The following is an 18558-nucleotide window of genomic DNA, read 5'->3' as shown; positions in this document are numbered from 1 at the left end:
GTTGGTTTTCCCTTTTATTCCTCGCGATATTCTTCCATCTGGAAAGCTTCAAGAATATCGCCGGCCTTTACGTCATTGAATTTCTCGAGGCAAATACCGCAGTCGTAGCCTTCGGCTACTTCTTTTACATCATCTTTAAAACGGCGCAGAGAGGAAATCTGATCCTCGGTAATGACGATTCCGTCACGGACAACACGAATCTGTGCCGAACGTAAAATCTTTCCACTCATCACATGTGCGCCAATTACAGTGCCGACACTGCTGATCTTATAAACCTCACGGCACTCGGCACGGCCCAGCTGAATCTCGCGTACCTTCGGAGCAAGCATTCCTTTCATTGCAGACTGCACATCTGCAATACAGTCATAAATCACGCGGTAAAGCCGCATCTCTACGCCGTTCTGCTTTGCATTCTCCTCCGCCACCGGATCCGGACGGACATTGAAGCCTACAATAATTGCATTGCTGGCCGTTGCAAGCATGACATCGCTTTCGTTGATTGCGCCGACGCCGCCATGAATCACATTCACACGTACTTCACTGTTGCCGAGCTTCTCTAATGACTGGCGAACCGCCTCTACAGATCCCTGTACATCTGCTTTTACAATGATCTGCAGTTCTTTCATATCGCCTTCCTGCATCTGCTCAAAGAGATTATCCAGTGTAACTTTGGTCCGAGCATTAAAGACATCTTCTTTTTGAGCAGTACGGCGTTGTTCCACCAACTGACGGGCAAGCCGTTCATCCGAAACAGCGTTAAAGATATCTCCGCCTGTTGGAACATCATCAAGACCGGTAATCTCCACTGGGACACTGGGTCCTGCCTGCTCAATCGGTCTGCCGCAGAAGTTAGTCATCGCGCGCACACGGCCGACTGTTGTTCCGGCAACAATAATATCTCCAATACGGAGCGTACCGTTTTGTACCAGCATGGTTGCGATCGGTCCGCGCCCTTTATCCAAGCGTGCTTCAATTACAGTTCCCTTCGCAGCACGATCAGGATTCGCTTTGAGTTCCTTCATATCGGCAACGAGAAGGATCATCTCCAAAAGGTCCTTAATCCCGGTCTTCTCCTTTGCTGAAACCCGAATGCAGGGGGTTTCGCCGCCCCACTCTTCCGGAACCAGTTCGTATTCGGTGAGCTGCTTGAGGACTCGATCCGGATTAGCTCCGGGTTTATCCATTTTATTGATCGCAACAATGATCGAAACTTTCGCTGCTTTCGCATGATGAATTGCTTCGATTGTCTGCGGCATAATGCCATCATCTGCAGCGACTACCAAAACTGCAATATCCGTTACCTGCGCACCGCGGGCACGCATGGTTGTAAATGCCTCATGGCCCGGTGTATCAAGGAACGTAACATCCCGTTTTCCCAATTTAACCTGATAAGCACCGATATGCTGTGTAATGCCGCCGGCTTCACTTTCCGTTACGTTAGTATGACGAATTGCATCCAACAGGCTCGTCTTACCATGGTCGACATGCCCCATAACGACTACAACAGGCGCACGGGGAACCAACTGATCATCTTTATCTTCGCTGTCGTCGATGATCTGCTCTTCGATCGTGACAACAACTTCTTTTTCCACTTTCGCATGAAATTCCAATGCCGCAAGAGAAGCGGTATCAAAATCAATGGTATCATTGATGCTGGCCATAACGCCTAAGCCAATCAGTTTTTTAATCACTTCTGCGGCGGTCGCTTTCAGGCGCATTGCCAGCTCTCCAACGGTGATCTCTTCTGGAATCTGCACGGTGATCGGTTTGTTTTTGCGATCCAATGCGATTCGGCGCATACGCTCCGCTTCTGTCTCACGACGAGCCCCTCTGGGTTTACGATAATACTGGTTCCGGCGCTGGGTAAGCTTTTGTTTATGAACCATGTTATCAGTCTTAAATCTGTCGCTTGCCAGGCGATCATACTTTTCGTTGTATTTATCCAGTTCGACCGTATGGGCACGGGTATCTACAATCCGCGCTTCAGGATGCGAAATCGGCTGATCCGACTGTGGCTTCACAGAAGGGTTGTTCTGCATTGGGCGCGTCTGCTGCGCCATTTTCTGTGCAGGAGAAAGTTCCCGACGTCTATTATTATTGCTATTGTTGTTAAAGCTATTGTTGTTATTGCTACGGAAAGGCGGGCGATCATTTCCTTCGCGGCTCGGTCTTCCGCTCTGCTGATTATTGCGGTTGACAAAATGATCATTACGAGGAGCTACCGGTGTGATCCTTCCCGGCTTCTGTGCGACCGGACGAGGTGTGATTTTTTCTTCTGTTTGTGGTGCGACCGGACGAGGTGTGGGTTTTTCTTCTGTCTGTGGTGCATTGGATTTTGGCTGCACGTTTTTCGCCTCTTTTTCGGGTTCTTTCGATTTTTTCAGATCTCTCTGGGCAAAATATTCATCTAGATTTTCTGAGGAATGTTTTTGTGTGAAAGATTCAAACACAATGTCCAATTCCGGTTCTGTCAGGGCAGTCATATATTTTTTCTGCCCCTCGGTATATTTTTCAAGGACGTCCAGAACATCCTTATTCGGAACATTCAAGTCTTTTGCTACCTCGCGAACTCTGTATTTAATCATCATAAATTACATTCCTCCTCATCGGTTGCGCACAGCGTCTCTAACTTCTTTGCAAAACCGGCATCGTTTACTGCAATTACACCGGTGCGTCGGCCAAGCGCGCTGCCGATTTCATCCATATTCTCCCGTAAAGGCCGAACGTTGATTTTCATCATATCCGCTTCTTGGCGAATGCTAGCTGCAGTCCTTTCCGATAAATCGCATGCTAAAAGAATCAGCTTTGCCTTTCCATGACGGATCTGATCCAACGCCGGATCATGCCCCAAACTCAGCTTTCCCGCGCGGCGGGCAAGCCCTAGAAAGGGGAGCACCCTATTACTCATTCTCCGTCAACTCCTTCTCCATTGCGTCATAAATCTCATCCGGAATTTTCATGGAAAATGCCTTTTCAAAGCGCCGGGATTTTCTCGCCTTGCGCAGACACTCCGCACTTTTGCAAACATATGCGCCTCGACCCGGTTTTTTTCCGGTGAGATCCAGAGAGACTTCACCCTCCGGTGATTTTACAACACGTACCAGCTCTTTTTTAGGTTTCATCTCACCGCAGCCAGTACACATACGCATGGGGATTTTTTTTGGACGCATGGGAGACCTCCTTTTGGGGAATCGATTCGCTCATTTATGTTTTAAGAATTTTCTTTATTCATTCTCTGCAGTTTCGTCCTCTGCAGGTTTCTCTTGATGCTCTAGTGGATTCTCTCCATAGAATCCACTTTCCGGCTTGATATCGATCTTCCAACCGGTCAACTTTACCGCAAGGCGGGCGTTCTGCCCTTTATTGCCGATTGCCAAAGAAAGCTGGCCATCCGGCACCGTTACGCGGCAAGAATGAGAACCGTCTTCTGCAATTTCGACATTGAGAACGTTCGCCGGAGAAAGTGCATTGGCAATAAACTTCTGGGGATCATCACTATACTCGACAATATCGATCTTTTCTCCGGAAAGCTCATCAACAATTGTATTGACTCTGGCGCCTCTCGCGCCGATGCAGGTACCTACCGCATCCACATCGGGGTTATGAGACATGACCGCCAACTTCGTACGGGAACCGGCTTCGCGGGAAACCGCTTTGATTTCGACGGTTCCATCGTAAATTTCCGGAACTTCCATCTCAAAAAGGCGTTTCACAAGATCCGGGTGTGTGCGGGAAAGAATCGCCCGCGGTCCACGTTCCGTATCACGGACATCCACCACATACACTTTAATGTGCTCGCCTTCACGGAACTGCTCATTTCCAACCATCTCACTGCGGGGAAGATTCGCTTCACTGCGACCAATCCGCAGAGAGACACCGCCGGAGCGGGGATCCACGCGGTCTACCAGAGCGGTAACAAGTTCCTGCCGCTTTGACTGAAACTCCTGCAGCATTTGGCCGCGCTCTCCATCCCGGATTCCCTGCCGGATAATATTCCGGGCAGTCTGGGCGGCAATTCTTCCAAATTCCTTTGTTTTAACAGAAACTTCTACTTCATCGCCGATTCCAACTGTAGGGTCCACTGCACGTGCTTTTTCCAATGTGATCTGGGTGCCTGGCTGCTCTACGTTTTCCACAACTGTTTTACGCAGAGTCACCTTAAACTCGCCGCTTTTTTCATCAAGAACCGCTTTCGCGTTCTCGTTGCCATAGCTGTTTTTACATGCTGTGGTAATTGCCTTTTCGATTCGATCCAGCATATAATCCATGGGGAGGCCCCGTTCTTTTTCTAAAATTTTCAAAGCCTCCATGATCTCGTTATTCATGCTTTAGTTCCCTCCAATAGCGTCATCGTCGAGCTTCACCCATGAAGCATCTTTTTTGGAAAATATAAAATCGGTATCATCCGGAAGCTGCAGAGTTACATTTTCGTCTCCGAATTCTTTTAAGATTCCGGAAAATTCTCTCTCCCCCGAAGGCAATGCATGAAAGAGACGCACGCGAACCGGTTCTCCCAGATAAGCTGCAAAATGCTCCGGGCGAGTCAGCTCTCGGTCAATTCCCGGGGAACACACTTCCAGCGTATAAGCATCCGATACCGGGTCCAATTCATCCAGAGGATCGTTGATGGCATGGGTCAGACCAATGCAGTCGTCGATCGAAACGCCGCCTTTCTTATCGATAAAGATACGCAGAAACCAATCTGCGCCCTCTTTTAAATACCGAACATCCCAGACAGTCAGTCCTAACTCGTGGGCATAAGGCTCTACAAAACTACGAACCTGTTGTGCAATACCGCCTTTTTTCTTTGCTGCCAAGTGATACACCTCTAATGCAAACAAAAGAGCGGGTCGCCCCACTCTTTCATCCTACAAAATATTACGTTTTGAGTATAGCACAGCCTTCTTTAAAAAGCAAGGCTTTTTTACCCTTGAAAAGGCATTCCGCCTTAGAAAATCCATGTTTTTAATAATTTTTCCTGCACAACAGGTTTTTTCTCCTTTTCTTTACGCTTCCATCTGTTTTGCAAGAAGCGCCGCCACGGTCTGTGTTAATTTTTTCTCTGTATCATCCGCAGGGGTCTCTCCTCCCAAAAGTACCACTGCACCATTTACATCACTCTGGACAAGAATCGGACATACCGTATCCGCGTGGCAGTCCATCCCTTCCACTGGGCGGATTCCATCTTTTGACTGTGAAAGGTAGGGGCGGCGGTTCTGCATACAGTCCTCCAGTTCTGCAGAAACGCGGCGCTCCAAAAACTCTCTGCGGGAAACACCCGCTGCCGCCACCACATGATCTCTGTCACAGATGAGGACCGGATGTGCAGAAGTCTGAAACAGGACTTCGGCATATTGATCTGCCGTCTGAGAAAGATCTCCTATTGGAGAATATTTGCGAAAGATTACGCCACCGGTGTTATCTGTATAAATTTCTAATGCGTCTCCTTCCCGAATCCGCAGCGTACGCCGGATTTCCTTTGGGATTACCACCCGTCCCAGATCATCAATTCTTCTTACAATTCCTGTTGCTTTCACCGACGATTACCTCCTATGAATCTTTTTCAAGATTGAAAAAGAAATGTTTGTGGTTATTACAGGAACTAGTATCTGCAATATTTTCCCTGCTATGCCGAATTTTTGCTTATATGATCTGGAAATAAATGTCGATTCGGACAAATCTCTTTGATTCCATTTCAAAAGCGCGTCTTATCTTGCATTTCAGCCGAAAAAAGAATAAAATAAAATTATTCTTTTTAGAGTTAGAGTTTCGGATTTCATTTTAAAAAACTTGGAGGTTTCTCAATGATCAAAAAGTCATTTTTTAAGATTGCGGCTCCGCTTTTTCTATCGGTAGCTCTTCTTTTCAGCGGATGCGGTTCCGCACGAACAGCACTTTCATCTGATGCGGTTCAATCAGCGGCAGAATCTGCCGGATATACCGTGAACAGCCAAGACATTTCGTCTTCCTCCAAACTGGATGCTTACTTAGTCGGCGCACAGCAAAGTGATTCTTCTCTGCAAATGGCTTTCGTTCAGTTTAAAGAAGAAAACGACGCAAAGGATTTTTATTCACAGATGCGAGATGCTTATTCTTCCCGCGCCGGGTTGGAAATTAAAGAGACAAATTCCGATACATACACCACGATGACTGCTCAGGGCGGCGATCTTTACTACCGGCTTTCAAGGATCAGCGGTACCGTTCTTTACGCCAAAGGAACCATTTCAGATAAAGCCGCCGCAGACACGCTCTTTAAAAACACAAAATATTAAATTACAAAAAGCTCCTTGCTGATAAGTTAAGGAGCTTTTTTGATTGATAAAATACTGTGCAAAAGATAAACAACTAAAAAAGCCGTTCTTTTCTCGGAAAAGAACGGCTTTTCATTGTCTTTAAAGAAGTGCTTCACGTGCTTTCTCTTTTAATCCATAAATAGCAGCTGCATAATCTGTTTTTCCAAAGACTGCAGTTCCCGCCACGCAAACATCGACGCCGGCACGTGCTGCGGCACCAATGGTTTCCAAATTGACCCCGCCATCAATTTGAACCAACACCTGCGGACATTTTTCTTTAATTGCTTTCACTTTGTCCATCATATCCGCCATGAATTTCTGCCCGCCAAAACCAGGCTCGACCGTCATAATCAACACCATATCGGTCTTATTCAAATAGGGATACACTTTTTCTACCGGGGTACCGGGCTTTAAAGCAATTCCGGTTTTTGCGCCGCCCTCACGAATCTTTTCCAAGACTGCTGCCGGATCTTCTGCCGCTTCCAAATGAAAACAGATCCGGTCACTTCCGGCTTTTAAAAATTGTGGTACATATCGTTCAGGATGATCAATCATCAAGTGTGTATCAAAATGTAAATTCGTATGAGAGCGGATCGCCCCCACAACACATGGCCCAATTGTGATATTCGACACAAAGTGTCCATCCATCACATCAATATGAATCCAATCCGCTCCGCCTTTCGTAATCGCTTCGACTTCTTCTCCTAGTTTTGCAAAATCAGCCGACAAAATAGATGGTGCTATCAGCATGCTTTGATTCCTCCAAAATTTTACTGCATTTGTCTTTTTATCATACACCATCTTTCCCCAAAAAGGAAGATCTATCAGGACAATCCGCTAAATGAGAAAGCCCAGCCTTCGTACCAATCGCCGTACGAAAGCTGGGCTTCATCTATAATAAGCGGGGGAAAAGGCAGCTGCCTCCCGCACCCTCAGTCTATGCTGGAATCACCATTGCGTGCAAATACACGCTAGGCACAACGTCCAAAAAAGGTCAATTCGGAATGGCCTCCAAAGTATGCTGCCGCAACCCGATCTTCCTGCATCCTGCTGCGCACAGCAACGCGTGCCTGCCGAGTTTTCTCCTGTTTTGTATACCGCTCGATGCAGTAGCGGTGCATACGCATTTTAGCCTCGTTCCTCAAAACCTTTCTGGCGCAAAGAATTACGACTCCCGAAAAAGTCCCTTCTATCAAAAAATACAGAAAGTTTCCCTCTCCGAAAGCGAACGCCAAAAGCGACATCGCTGCTACCATCCCGATCATCAACCGTTCCACTTTTCCCTTTGGATGATAATGCAGCGCCAACTGCAATGATATCAAAAACAAAATCCCGCCAAAAAATATAGACATTTTCATTTTTCACCTCAAACATTTGTTCAAACCCTTGATTCTTATGTTAGCACAAATGTTCTGAATCTGCAATAGGTTTTTTATCTTTTTATTATAATTCTATTCTCCATGGGACAAATCTGTCCCTTCGATATTATGATTGACTAATAAAAATGGCAGTAAAGCTTTTTATCAAAGCCTTACTGCCTGTGATTTAATTGAGAAAATAGATGTTCATCGATCTGCGGCCAAAACTAGTGCAGTCGCCCATCGTATTCATATAAAGGTCAATCATCACGCCGCTTCCGTTAGAAACAAATCCACCAGTATCTGCGGCCACGGCATAACCGTAAACATAACTGCCGTCTGCAGAAGTAATATACATCCGCGTGCCGTATGGAATCACTGCTGGGTTAACTGCGACCCGTCCAACCATCGTGGGAACTCCGGTGCTGCAGATTCCATCGTTTGTATAAGCGGTACATACGCCGCTGATCACTCTTGAATAAGAGAGACCCGCAATGGTATTGCCTCCTGAGTTTCCGGAATAAGAAGCGTTTTGTGTTGGCTGAGAAACCTGCACTTTCGTTCCTACAAGAACCACTTCATTCACCGGCTGTTTGGTCACAGTAGAGGACAATTCCTGTTGAGAATCCTGTTGTCCGTTTACATACTTGGTACGAACCACTACCGAGGCTTCGCCTTTTTGACCTGCCGTTTGAACCTCTCTGGTTCCCTTTGTTAAACTTGCGTCCTCTTGTTCCGAGGTCGTAAAGTCCAGTGCTCTGGTCTCGGTGGTTTCCTGATATGTAATCCGGTTTACAACAACTTGTGCATTTTCTTCGAGAGGCTTATTGGATGGTAAATTCAACTCATCGTCTTTTCCAAGATCAATGCCTGCCTCACGAAGTGCCTGTACCGCGGTTTCATTTTTCAAAACCAAAATATCTTTTGTCTCACCATCAACGGCAACTGAAACATGCTGTCGTCTTTCGACGGTGATCTGCATATCGTCCTGAACTTTTTCTTGCAATCCAGGAGTAACCGTATCGGACTCGCCAATCGGATCCGCTCCCAACTGATTCAAAACCTCTTCTACCGTAGCTCCATCGTTGACCACCAAAGAAGAAAATTTGTTTCCGTCCTGCACACTCACAGCCCGCCCATTTATTACATTCAAAAGAATGTCGCCGCTTGTGTTTGTCTCGCGGTCTACGCGATCCATTGGGCCAAGTTCTACGCCGGCCATCTGTAGAATGGACTGAGTCTCTCCGTTTTGCAGCATTCGGAGGGTTGTGCTTTGGCCATTCACAGTAACGACCGCATTGTGAGTTGTCGCGAATACCGTACCGGCCATCGCCGTTCCTGATATTACTAGTGCCGCACTCAGCGCAGCAATCATCTTGATTGGTTTCAGCATTATCTAATCACCCTTTTCTGATAACTTACCAACTGCTCAACAGGTTTATGGGTCTCATGATACGAATAAAAATGCTCATTGTCAAATTTCAAAAAGTTCTAAATTTGAGCATTATGTACAAAGGCTCCCCCCCGTTTCCAGTCGAAAGGGTTCCTTTTCCTTCAAGAAAAGTGGTTAAAATGGGATTTGTTGGATTTACTTTCTGTGCATTATGTAAGAATTTGCTTGTAACCATTTTGTAATAAAGTTAACATAATTATTTCAATCCCAAATTCTTGTGGTTTTAGGGGCTGATGTGGAGGAAAAATTGCATTTCGATCCCCGCTTTTTACTTGTTCTTCCATCTCTCATTTTTACGAGTAAAAGGGAAGACCTTTCTAATATAAGAGGTCCTTTCTGATTTAGTGTAAAGTGAATCACTTTACATGAAGGCATAACCTCCACACTCTATACCGCTAAAATAGGGGTTGTCCACTATTTCTAGAATTGTAATGGCATACCCCTTGTCACTTGATTTTGAAAATTTTTTCTTACATTTTATGGAAACAGTCAATCCCTTTACAATTTGTCCTCCTATTTTTTCCCTTTTAAACTTCACTTTTTACGAAGTAATTATATATATGTATTTAAACATATATAATGTAAAAAAAATAATAGAGTTATCGCAATGGATCAAAAAAGGTCTGTTGATTGTGGGTGATTTTTCGGCTATTATTGCTTTTGTTTTAACTTTTGACTTTATTCTTCCATAATTTTTGAGATAGGATTCTCTGTTTTTACCTTTCAATAGGGCAATTTTGTTTGATGTTTTCTTCTATTTTTCAGCGGATTTTCTTAAGTTTTACTTCTAATAAGCAAATTTAATTTTCGAAAAAACGCTGACGATTTTACCAATAATATTTGCTCTGAATCAATTACAGCCCCATTTTAATCCTAACTTTTCGAATAACATGGCGAAAAAAGGAAAAATAAAAAATCCTTCCGAATATTTTCGGAAGGATTTTTTTGCACTGTAAAAACAGCGCTGGAATATGCAATTTATCTCTTTGAGAACTGCGGAGCACGACGAGCTGCTTTCAAGCCGTACTTCTTACGTTCCTTCATTCTCGGATCACGAGTCAGGAAACCAGCCTTTTTCAAAGTAGAACGAAGGCTTCCATCCTCATACTGGAGCAATGCGCGGGCAAGGCCGTGGCGGATTGCCCCGGCCTGTCCGGAAACACCGCCGCCGGCAACCCGGCAAACGATATCAAATTTATCATTAAGTTCTGTCAGCGCGAGAGGCTGGCGAACAATGGCCTTCAGTGTATCAAGGCCAAAATAATCATCAATGCTACGGTCATTGATTGTGACCTTTCCGGTGCCCTTATACAAACGAACGCGGGCAACGCTGCTCTTGCGGCGACCGGTACCATAAAAATAAGGTGCTTTCTCGTACATAGTTCAGTCCTCCTCCCTTAAAATTCCCATGCAGTTGGCTGCTGGGCGGTATGTTCGTGCTGTTCCCCTTCAAACAGACGAAGACGGTTGATGGAAGTACGACCGATCGTATTCTTCGGCAGCATTCCCTTAACGGCCAGCTCCATGGCTTTGCAGGGTTCTTCCCGCATCATGGTATCATATTTGACATCTCTCAGATGACCGATATAGCCGGTATGATGATAATAATGTTTCTTCTCAAGTTTGTTTCCGGTGAGCACCGTTTTTGCACAGTTAACGATGATTACGTGATCACCGCAGTCTACATGGGGAGCAAAAGTCGTCTTGTGCTTTCCACGCAGCAAAAGAGCTGCCTGCGAAGCAACACGGCCAAGGGGTTTCCCCGCTGCATCAATCACATACCACTTGCGCTCGACAGCCTCTGCCTTCGGCATATAAGTGGACATAACAGAACCTCCAGTTCAGAATTATATTTACAATCGCCCCGCCCCAGCGGGGCTGCTCTTTGCTCTTTTTTAAATCAAGTAAAAAAGCGCGCAGAAAATTCTGCGCAGAGGAATTGCATTTATGATAGTAACACAGCATTTTCGGAAAGTCAAGCCAATTTCCTTGATTTTTTTATTTAGTTTCATACTTTCTTTGATTTTCTCTCGTTTTCAGCCTTTTACATGAGTATTCTATGCTTTCATTTTAAAAATAAACGAGAGCAGTTCCTTTTAAAAGCGAACTGCTCCCATTCGGATTTCCTTGACTTTTTCAATCAGCTCCTGCCAGCCGTTCCATCCTTTTTCCGTTGGAACATTGATTCAAATGATCAACTGCATAGCCGCGCTCTTTCAAAAACAGTTTTGACTCATTTCTTGAAAGATCCCTTTTTAATTGTTTGGGCCAAATAAATGAGGGCATGCTTTTCTGAAAAGTACAGCGGAAGCACCCGCAGTCCCTTTGGGACAAGATGCTGGTTCCACTTTCTTACCGTCCCAAATATTTTATCTTGGGAAGAATCAAAACAAGAAAACAGATTTCCTGTTTTGATACCGACAAGTGTGGGGAAGCAGTATCGAATCATCAATTCTTACGACATCTTATTTTCTTCTGATGATTTTTGTAAAAATTGAAATCATAAATTCGCATTTTATATCTATTTACTGTTTTAATTTGAAATTATGATTTACAAACAAAATCGTATTTTGACATTTTTTATGACTTTTGGAGTTTTGAGGGCTTTTATTGGAGGATTTACTCCGTACTTTTTACTTTTCCGTTGTTTTGCGGTGACATTCTCCGCTCATCGGGCAGTTGGCACAGCCACAGCCACAGAAGGATTTTTTCCTTTTGTGATCTTTGATCATCCTAAAAATAATCACTGCTACAACGAGTACCAAAACCATTAAAATCACGATGGTCGCCAGATTGCTTACAAACCACTCAAACATATAAAATTCCTCCTGTCTTTTTTTGATTTTACGCGTGTACCCGTGCGTTGGGCTGCCGAAGCGTATTGGATTCCTGATAGGGGCGAATCAGCATATAAAGGAAAAACGCCACAACCGCAAACGCCGCAACGGAGCCAGCCAAATTTCCAGATCCCGAGAAAAGCATTCCGAGCTGATAGATGCAAAGTGATACTGCATAGGCGAATACACATTGATATCCGATTGCGAAAAAGGTCCATTTTGCACTGTTCATTTCGCGTTTAATAGCGCCCATTGCTGCAAAGCACGGGGCACAAAGAAGGTTGAAGGCTAAGAACGAATAGGCAGAAAGTGAAGTAAAGGTAGCCTGCATATTGTTCCAAATCTGCCAGCCGTTTTCTGCAACTTCGTCAAATCCTCCAAACAAAACGCCCATGGTTCCGACCACGTTTTCTTTCGCCATCAGTCCGGTCAATGTTGCGACGGTTGCCTGCCAGTTGCCCCATCCAAGCGGCGCAAAGATTACACAGATTACAGAGCCAAATGCCGCAAGCATGCTGTCGGCTTCTTCAACCATTCCAAAAGAACCATCGGCCCAACCAAAATTCGAAGTGAACCAAACTAAAATGGTTGCCAGCAAGATCACAGTACCGGCCTTTCTAATAAAGGAAGAAGCACGCTCCCACATAGAATGGAGCAGATTAGAAACAGTCGGCCAGTGATAGGCTGGCAGTTCCATAACAAATGGAGCTGGATCGCCGGAAAACATTTTCGTCTTTTTCAGCATAATTCCGGAGAGAACAATGGCAAAAATCCCGACAAAATATGCACTCGGTGCCACCCATGGCGCTCCATTAAACAGTGCACCTGCAATCAAAGCAATAATCGGCAATTTTGCACTGCAGGGAATAAACATTGTCGTCATGATCGTCATTCTGCGGTCTCTTTCATTTTCGATCGTGCGGGAAGCCATAATTTCCGGGACACCGCAGCCTGTACCAATCAGCATTGGAATAAACGATTTGCCAGAAAGGCCAAATCTACGAAAAATCCGGTCCATCACAAACGCGATTCTGGACATATATCCGCAGGCTTCCAGAAAAGCAAGGAAGAAAAACAGAACAAGCATTTGCGGAACAAATCCCAAAACCGCTCCAACACCGGCTACAATTCCATTCAGAATCAGTCCTTCCAGCCAGTCCGCGCAATTTACGCTGTCCAGCCCGCCCTTGATCAGTGAAGGAAGCCCCGGTACCCAAATTCCGTAGTCGGCCGGATCTGGCTCTTCTTCATCAGCGACTGCCATATAAGTATCATAATCTACCGGAATTTCTTGGTCGATACTGCCGTCATCCTCATTGCGAAGATCTGCGGTCGTTGTCAAGTCGACTGCTTCCTGCGGATCTTGACCTGCATCTTTCGCGGCTGCTTCAAAGGCTTCTTTCATAGCACCCGATTCCTGATGAGCATCCTTTGCTTCTTCATAAGAGGAAGTTCCAATCCCAAATAAATGCCAGCCGTCTCCAAAGACGCCGTTATTTACCCAGCCGCCGATCGTTGTAATAGAGACAAAATAAACAAGAAACATGACGACTACAAAAATTGGCAGCGCCGCAAAACGGTTCGTAACGACTTTATCAATCTTATCGGAAATGGAAAGCTTTCCTGCGCTCTTCTTGTGATAGCAGCCTTTTAGAATGGATGCAATGTACAAGTAGCGTTCGTTCGTGATAATACTTTCGGCATCGTCATCGCATTCTTTTTCTGCGGACTTAATATCCTGTTCGATATGGTCCAGAACTTCTTTCCCCAATTTCAGCTGTGCAAGCACTTTATCATCGCGCTCAAAAATCTTAATTGCATACCATCTTTGCTGTTCTGCCGGAACACTATTTAAAGCAGCCTCTTCAATATGAGCCAGCGCATGTTCTGCTCTCCAATGTTCGCGAGCGTTAATGGCATTTTTACCGCTCCCTTTCCATTTTCTATAATTAGCACTTGCTAACTAAGCGCTATATTAGCATATGCTAATTTAAAAGTCAATGAAGTTTTTTCAAAATTAAGCTTTGTTTTTATAATTTTGGAACTATGCAACATTAAATTTTACAATACTTTTTAAATTTCCATTTAATGTCATTGTGTTGTAATCATAATAAAGAAAGTAGTATACTAAATATGGAATTTAAAAGGGTAAATCTTAGCTTATAAAAATAAATACAAATTATAAAGTGATCTCTGTTAAACGTTTTCTAAAAGATTGATTCGTTTTATAAATTAAATTATAATACAATTAGACAATTATTTTTTTCATAAAAATCTCCTATCTTAAGCCAGGAATTTGTGTCTTGTGCTAATAAGATTAAAAAGCTAAGATTTCTATTTAGGAAGAAATATTTTCTGCTTTTACAAGAACAGCAGAATAAAAAAGCGGGAGAGAGAGAAATGAGACCAAAATTGAAAATCCTGATTGTAGACAATCAAAAAATCAATCGCAAAATTTTAAGCAGGCTTCTTTCTGACTTTTACGAAATTATTGAAGCGGATAATGGCAGATCCGCTCTTGCGACTCTACGTTCCCAAAAGGGAACCATCTCTGCAGTTCTTCTGGATCCAATTATGAATGGTTATGATGTTTTAAAAGAAATGTCAAAGAATTCGGAACTGGCTGCCATCCCTGTCATCGTAATTTCTCAGGACAACAAGGAGGACAGCGAAATAAAAGCGCTGCAAATGGGCGCAAGAGATTTTATTTCCACCCCTTATAACCCAAAAATTCTGCGCCGCAGACTTTCCAATCTGATTGAATTATATGAATCCAATCTTTGTATTGGGCATATTGAACGCGATACACTTACCGGTGTTTATACCAAAGACGCTTTTTATCGCCATGCGGAAGAAATTTTGGGTACCGATCCAACAGCGCCTTATACTCTTGTCGCCACCGACATTGAACGTTTTAAATTGGTAAATGATAGCTTTGGGCCTACTACAGGCGATGAGCTTCTGCAATATATCGCAAAAATTTTACAGCACGATTCCCTTCAGCTCCATGGGATCTGCGCGCGCCACAGTGAAGACCACTTTATGATTTTGGTTCCGAAATCCGCAGATGATGAAAATATGCATGTATTTATCGACGCAGCTCAAAAAGAATTAAAGCAATTTCCCTTGAACATGAAAATTTCCCTGAAATTCGGGGTGTACTTAATAAAAGATTTACAAACCCCTGTCCCTATTATGTGTGACCGTGCTATTTTGGCGGCAGAAAGTGTAAAGGGGCATTATGAAAAGTCTTACGCTTACTATGACGACTCTATACGACAGCGCCTTCTTCGGGAACAGCAGATTATAGATGAAATGAAATCATCCTTGGAAAAGAATCGGTTTCAAGTCTTTTTGCAGCCAAAATACGATCTGACCAATGAAAAAATTGCTGGTGCAGAAGCGCTGGTGCGCTGGACCCATCCAAAACTGGGCGCACTGAACCCGAGCGAATTCATTCCGCTCTTTGAGCATACCGGTTTTATTACAGAACTAGACGAATACGTCTGGAATCACACCTGCGAAATTTTGGAAAACTGGAACCAAAAAGGCTTGCCACATATTCAGGTTTCCGTAAATGTTTCCCGAAAAGACATCTATCAAGAAAACCTTCCGGAAATTATTTGGAATATCGTTAAAAAGCATGGGCTTGAACCGAGTCAGCTTCATCTCGAAATCACAGAAACTGCCTATACAGAAAACGCTGAACAATTAATAAGCGTTGTCAATAAGCTCAAAAAAATCGGATTTTTTATTGAAATGGACGATTTTGGGACCGGATATTCTTCTTTAAATATGCTCTCGGAACTTCCGATTGATATTTTAAAGCTCGATATGCGCTTTATGAATTCCATTAAAAAAGGTGCCTTACAAAAAAACAAACATAATATTTTGGAATTTATTATCAGCCTTGCAAAATGGATCAATTTACAGGTCGTTGCAGAGGGTGTTGAAAAAAAAGAGCAGGTTGATTTTTTACGAAAACTGGGATGCGACTATGTGCAGGGATATTATTACGCAAAACCTATGCCGGTCGATGAATTTACCAAACTTTTAAACAATTCAGATATAGAAATCCCATTGATTTCTTCCAGTTACCAGTAAATTTTTATGTGAATATTTTTCACGTTTTATAAATGGTCTAAATTTTGACTTGCATTTTGACTTGCACTTTTTAGATTTTAACCGTATATTTTCGTATATTTATATCGAAATAAGCATAAAAAAGCCGCAGTAGAAAGCAACAATTTGCTATCTATCGCGGTATTTCTTTGGCGTCCTCGAGCGGATTTGAACCGCTGGCCTACCGCTTAGGAGGCGGTCGCTCTATCCAGCTGAGCTACGAAGACAAATACATTATTAAAGGCAAAGTCATTCGAATGATTTACCCATTTTCGCTGTAAAAGCATTTTTACCCGTTCACTATTTTTGAAAATAGGACTTAGGAAAAAAGCCAAATGATCCAGATGGCTTTTTCATTCAATATTAATTATACGGCTCAAATTTGTTTTTTGTCAACGGGCTTTCCCTCCCATGACAGTAAAAAGCCCAAAATCAGCAGGATCATACAAGCAATCGGCAGATAAGAAAGAACATACTGAATCCAATTTACTTGTGGAACGATCAACCGAATAGAGCTAAAAAAGCAGGCCATAAAAATCCCCTGAAAAGCAGATAAAAAAACACAGATCCCAAATGCCCTGCGTAAAGGTTTCACTAAAAATAAAATCAGCCAGATTACAACCGGAATCGTAAATGCAATAAACAGAAAAAAATCGCACTCAAAAAAACGATTTGCCAGAGCGTAGACTGCAATTTCCGGTGTTGTCAATGTACTGTTTTTTTGAAAAGCAGCCGGTACAAAAAGGAAGACCAAAAAAGCAGCTTCAAAGACAGCCGCTGCGATGCGAATCTGTCGTGGTGATTTTGTCATAGAAAGTCTCTCCTTTAAAACTTACTACTCATATGGAGAATAGTTTCATTATAATGATTTTTCAGAAGAAAAGCAAGAAAGAGCATTTCCCAAAAAACATGATTTTGTTGGAATTTTAATCGAATCCATTTTGATGGAATGTATTATCATTTTAGAAAAAAATGATTTTATCCTTGAATTTTCAGCAAACTTGTAGAAATTTTTTGAAAGTTGTGATACATTATCCTATTATACAAGTTATAAAAACGAGGAGATAAAAATGGAAATCCAGCAAAATTATGAAGATGCATTTCAATCGGCAACGGAACTTTTTTCTTCAAAATGGATGCAGAACTGCAGCTTTGCGGAAGAATTTCGCAACAAATGGCACCGAATTCTGCGTACAAATGTCCGCAGTGAAAAAAATATGCTCCCAGAAAATGCGGAGGCGATTTTTCCGGTTCCATGCAGTTTTCATGGTGGAAACATTATTTTTCATTTTGACCAGAAAAAGCTTTTTGATTGGTTCCGACAAGACTCCCTTGGAAAAGAGCGACGGGTTTTTATTTCAAAAGATCTTACCCGCGGACTTTCCGGTGACCTTTCCTTCCATGATTCTCCGTTTCATTATAATTCCACAGCCGCAGAGCCGTCTATCCCTGAAAAAGGAACTGAAATCTTTGTATGCCCTCTTCCCGGATTTCCACCGCCGCTGCAGGTCATCTATGGAAACAAACGGATAGAAAGTTCTTTTCATGGTTTTAAAAAGCGTAAACTTTCTTTTTATTTGATTCCTGCTGAATTTACGCCGGCATTTCTCTGCACACCTTTTGAAAAATGCCTCTATCTATTTTGGATGGACTGCTGCATCATGATGGAAAACCGAGCTAAATTAAAAGATAAGGATTTAAAACCTTTACTGCATATTTTTCGACCTACTTCCATACTGACTGTGGAAAAAATAATCTGAAGGTCATCATCGAAAGAAGGAAAATGATTGAAACAGGGAACCCCGCCGCTTAGTGCGGCTGTACAAAAACAAATTGTCGATATGATTCTGAAAAACGACATGAAACCCGGCGACCGTCTGCCCACCGAATCGGAGCTTTGCCGCAGACTTAATGTTGGCCGCGGCACTGTTCGTGAGGCCGTAAAAGCGCTGATCTCCCAAAACGTTCTGGTCGTTCGGCAAGGATCCGGCACATTTATTTCGCCCCAACAAGGAGTCTCAAGCGATCCTCTCGGGCTTACTTTTTTAAAGCACGATCAGCAGCTCGCTTTGGATCTTTTAGATGTTCGTCTGATGTTGGAACCGAGCATTGCTGAACTTGCGGCAACGCGTGCCACTTCTCGGGAACTGCGGATGATCGAGCAGCAATGTGATACGGTACAGGAACTGATTAAAAATGAAGAACCATACCAGCAAGCCGATGTAGAATTTCACCGACGAATTGCTCAGGCCAGTCACAATCAAGTAGTCAGTACATTGGTTCCAGTGATTCATTCGTCAGCGATTCTAAATATCGATTTGACCAAAAACAGCCTCAAAGGAGATACGATTCGGTATCATCGAGCACTGGCAAACGCAATTTCTCGCCATGATCCATATGGTGCCCGCTATGCTATGATTTTACATCTAGCGACAAATCGTCAATATCTATTTCCAAATGAGCCAACCCCTTAAACTCTGACATTTTTGGTCAGA

Annotated in this window: 18 protein-coding genes, 1 tRNA gene and 1 pseudogene; 4 read left to right on the top strand and 16 right to left on the bottom strand. The window is 43.4% G+C overall.

Going from position 1 to position 18558, the window contains the following annotated elements; genetic code table 11:
- Positions 1 to 14: 14 nt before the first annotated feature.
- From infB to ACVS9P_RS00410, 6 genes are all read right to left on the bottom strand, one after another.
- Complete coding sequence (gene infB / locus ACVS9P_RS00435) at positions 15 to 2588, bottom strand: translation initiation factor IF-2 (protein WP_452103686.1); 2574 nt, start codon at positions 2586 to 2588, stop codon at positions 15 to 17.
- Positions 2585 to 2908, bottom strand: coding sequence for a L7Ae/L30e/S12e/Gadd45 family ribosomal protein (locus tag ACVS9P_RS00430; RefSeq protein ID WP_452103685.1), 324 nt, complete (start codon positions 2906 to 2908; stop codon positions 2585 to 2587). The genes infB and ACVS9P_RS00430 overlap by 4 nt, the downstream gene beginning before the upstream one ends.
- Positions 2901 to 3170: an RNase P modulator RnpM gene (gene rnpM, locus ACVS9P_RS00425; protein ID WP_180341774.1), complete on the bottom strand. Its 270-nt coding sequence runs from the start codon at positions 3168 to 3170 to the stop codon at positions 2901 to 2903. Before rnpM ends, ACVS9P_RS00430 begins: the two co-directional genes overlap by 8 nt.
- 54 nt (positions 3171 to 3224) lie before the next feature.
- On the bottom strand, positions 3225 to 4325 hold the full coding sequence (nusA, locus tag ACVS9P_RS00420) for a transcription termination factor NusA (RefSeq protein ID WP_452103684.1): 1101 nt from the start codon (positions 4323 to 4325) through the stop codon (positions 3225 to 3227).
- Between the two features lie 3 nt (positions 4326 to 4328).
- Positions 4329 to 4817, bottom strand: a complete 489-nt coding sequence (locus ACVS9P_RS00415) for a ribosome maturation factor RimP (protein ID WP_452103683.1) — start codon at positions 4815 to 4817, stop codon at positions 4329 to 4331.
- A gap of 189 nt (positions 4818 to 5006) precedes the next feature.
- Positions 5007 to 5537 carry a stage V sporulation T C-terminal domain-containing protein gene (locus ACVS9P_RS00410; protein WP_452103682.1) on the bottom strand — a complete coding sequence of 177 codons (531 nt, stop codon included), beginning with the start codon at positions 5535 to 5537 and terminating at the stop codon, positions 5007 to 5009.
- A 267-nt stretch (positions 5538 to 5804) separates the two neighbouring features.
- Between ACVS9P_RS00410 and ACVS9P_RS00405 the strand changes: the two genes are divergently transcribed.
- Positions 5805 to 6272: a hypothetical protein gene (locus ACVS9P_RS00405; protein WP_452103681.1), complete on the top strand. Its 468-nt coding sequence runs from the start codon at positions 5805 to 5807 to the stop codon at positions 6270 to 6272.
- Positions 6273 to 6392: 120 nt separating this feature from the next.
- On the opposite strand, the gene rpe is transcribed toward ACVS9P_RS00405, so the two are convergent.
- The 8 genes and pseudogenes from rpe to feoB form a co-directional block, all read right to left on the bottom strand.
- Positions 6393 to 7043: a ribulose-phosphate 3-epimerase gene (gene rpe, locus ACVS9P_RS00400; RefSeq protein WP_452103680.1), complete on the bottom strand. Its 651-nt coding sequence runs from the start codon at positions 7041 to 7043 to the stop codon at positions 6393 to 6395.
- A 221-nt stretch (positions 7044 to 7264) separates the two neighbouring features.
- Positions 7265 to 7645: a hypothetical protein gene (locus ACVS9P_RS00395; RefSeq protein ID WP_452103679.1), complete on the bottom strand. Its 381-nt coding sequence runs from the start codon at positions 7643 to 7645 to the stop codon at positions 7265 to 7267.
- A 193-nt stretch (positions 7646 to 7838) separates the two neighbouring features.
- The gene (locus ACVS9P_RS00390) at positions 7839 to 9044 is read right to left on the bottom strand and encodes a G5 domain-containing protein (RefSeq protein ID WP_452103678.1); all 1206 of its coding nucleotides are present in this window, start codon (positions 9042 to 9044) and stop codon (positions 7839 to 7841) included.
- Between the two features lie 1038 nt (positions 9045 to 10082).
- Positions 10083 to 10484, bottom strand: a complete 402-nt coding sequence (gene rpsI / locus ACVS9P_RS00385; RefSeq protein ID WP_452103677.1) for a 30S ribosomal protein S9 — start codon at positions 10482 to 10484, stop codon at positions 10083 to 10085.
- 17 nt (positions 10485 to 10501) lie between these two features.
- Positions 10502 to 10930 carry a 50S ribosomal protein L13 gene (gene rplM / locus ACVS9P_RS00380; protein ID WP_452103676.1) on the bottom strand — a complete coding sequence of 143 codons (429 nt, stop codon included), beginning with the start codon at positions 10928 to 10930 and terminating at the stop codon, positions 10502 to 10504.
- 407 nt (positions 10931 to 11337) lie between these two features.
- Positions 11338 to 11553: a DUF3793 family protein gene (locus ACVS9P_RS00375; protein ID WP_452103675.1), complete on the bottom strand. Its 216-nt coding sequence runs from the start codon at positions 11551 to 11553 to the stop codon at positions 11338 to 11340.
- Between the two features lie 184 nt (positions 11554 to 11737).
- Positions 11738 to 11920: a FeoB-associated Cys-rich membrane protein gene (locus ACVS9P_RS00370; RefSeq protein WP_452103674.1), complete on the bottom strand. Its 183-nt coding sequence runs from the start codon at positions 11918 to 11920 to the stop codon at positions 11738 to 11740.
- A gap of 28 nt (positions 11921 to 11948) precedes the next feature.
- Positions 11949 to 13829 (bottom strand): annotated as a pseudogene (feoB, locus tag ACVS9P_RS00365) (ferrous iron transport protein B); the annotation flags it as partial.
- 512 nt (positions 13830 to 14341) lie between these two features.
- On the opposite strand from feoB, the gene ACVS9P_RS00360 reads away from it, so the two are divergent.
- Positions 14342 to 16045 (top strand): two-component system response regulator, encoded by a 1704-nt coding sequence (locus tag ACVS9P_RS00360; RefSeq protein WP_452103673.1) that lies wholly within the window; start codon positions 14342 to 14344, stop codon positions 16043 to 16045.
- A 168-nt stretch (positions 16046 to 16213) separates the two neighbouring features.
- On the opposite strand, the gene ACVS9P_RS00355 is transcribed toward ACVS9P_RS00360, so the two are convergent.
- A tRNA-Arg gene (locus tag ACVS9P_RS00355) sits at positions 16214 to 16290 on the bottom strand.
- Between the two features lie 149 nt (positions 16291 to 16439).
- Positions 16440 to 16874, bottom strand: a complete 435-nt coding sequence (locus ACVS9P_RS00350) for a hypothetical protein (protein ID WP_452103672.1) — start codon at positions 16872 to 16874, stop codon at positions 16440 to 16442.
- Between the two features lie 259 nt (positions 16875 to 17133).
- Here ACVS9P_RS00350 and ACVS9P_RS00345 point away from each other — a divergent pair, with 259 nt between their 5' ends.
- Together ACVS9P_RS00345 and ACVS9P_RS00340 are read left to right on the top strand one after the other, a co-directional pair.
- A complete protein-coding gene (locus tag ACVS9P_RS00345; RefSeq protein ID WP_452103671.1) occupies positions 17134 to 17823 on the top strand; it encodes a hypothetical protein in 690 nt (229 codons plus the stop codon).
- Positions 17824 to 17850: 27 nt separating this feature from the next.
- Positions 17851 to 18537, top strand: coding sequence for a FadR/GntR family transcriptional regulator (locus ACVS9P_RS00340; protein ID WP_452103670.1), 687 nt, complete (start codon positions 17851 to 17853; stop codon positions 18535 to 18537).
- Positions 18538 to 18558 lie beyond the last annotated feature (21 nt).

The organism is Caproicibacterium sp. NSD3 (assembly GCF_053613275.1).
The sequence above is the reverse complement of the archived record's forward strand: the minus strand, read 5'-3'. Positions and strand labels throughout refer to the sequence as shown.

Bases quoted from the DNA above. Each gene is read 5' to 3' on its own strand.
- infB (WP_452103686.1), bottom strand. From the start codon at position 2,588: ATGATGATTAAATACAGAGTTCGCGAGGTAGCAAAAGACTTGAATGTT.
- ACVS9P_RS00430 (WP_452103685.1), bottom strand. From the start codon at position 2,908: ATGAGTAATAGGGTGCTCCCCTTTCTAGGGCTTGCCCGCCGCGCGGGA.
- rnpM (WP_180341774.1), bottom strand. From the start codon at position 3,170: ATGCGTCCAAAAAAAATCCCCATGCGTATGTGTACTGGCTGCGGTGAG.
- nusA (WP_452103684.1), bottom strand. From the start codon at position 4,325: ATGAATAACGAGATCATGGAGGCTTTGAAAATTTTAGAAAAAGAACGG.
- ACVS9P_RS00405 (WP_452103681.1), top strand. From the start codon at position 5,805: ATGATCAAAAAGTCATTTTTTAAGATTGCGGCTCCGCTTTTTCTATCG.
- rpe (WP_452103680.1), bottom strand. From the start codon at position 7,043: ATGCTGATAGCACCATCTATTTTGTCGGCTGATTTTGCAAAACTAGGA.
- ACVS9P_RS00395 (WP_452103679.1), bottom strand. From the start codon at position 7,645: ATGTCTATATTTTTTGGCGGGATTTTGTTTTTGATATCATTGCAGTTG.
- ACVS9P_RS00390 (WP_452103678.1), bottom strand. From the start codon at position 9,044: ATGCTGAAACCAATCAAGATGATTGCTGCGCTGAGTGCGGCACTAGTA.
- rpsI (WP_452103677.1), bottom strand. From the start codon at position 10,484: ATGTACGAGAAAGCACCTTATTTTTATGGTACCGGTCGCCGCAAGAGC.
- rplM (WP_452103676.1), bottom strand. From the start codon at position 10,930: ATGTCCACTTATATGCCGAAGGCAGAGGCTGTCGAGCGCAAGTGGTAT.
- ACVS9P_RS00375 (WP_452103675.1), bottom strand. From the start codon at position 11,553: ATGATTCGATACTGCTTCCCCACACTTGTCGGTATCAAAACAGGAAAT.
- ACVS9P_RS00370 (WP_452103674.1), bottom strand. From the start codon at position 11,920: ATGTTTGAGTGGTTTGTAAGCAATCTGGCGACCATCGTGATTTTAATG.
- ACVS9P_RS00360 (WP_452103673.1), top strand. From the start codon at position 14,342: ATGAGACCAAAATTGAAAATCCTGATTGTAGACAATCAAAAAATCAAT.
- ACVS9P_RS00350 (WP_452103672.1), bottom strand. From the start codon at position 16,874: ATGACAAAATCACCACGACAGATTCGCATCGCAGCGGCTGTCTTTGAA.
- ACVS9P_RS00345 (WP_452103671.1), top strand. From the start codon at position 17,134: ATGGAAATCCAGCAAAATTATGAAGATGCATTTCAATCGGCAACGGAA.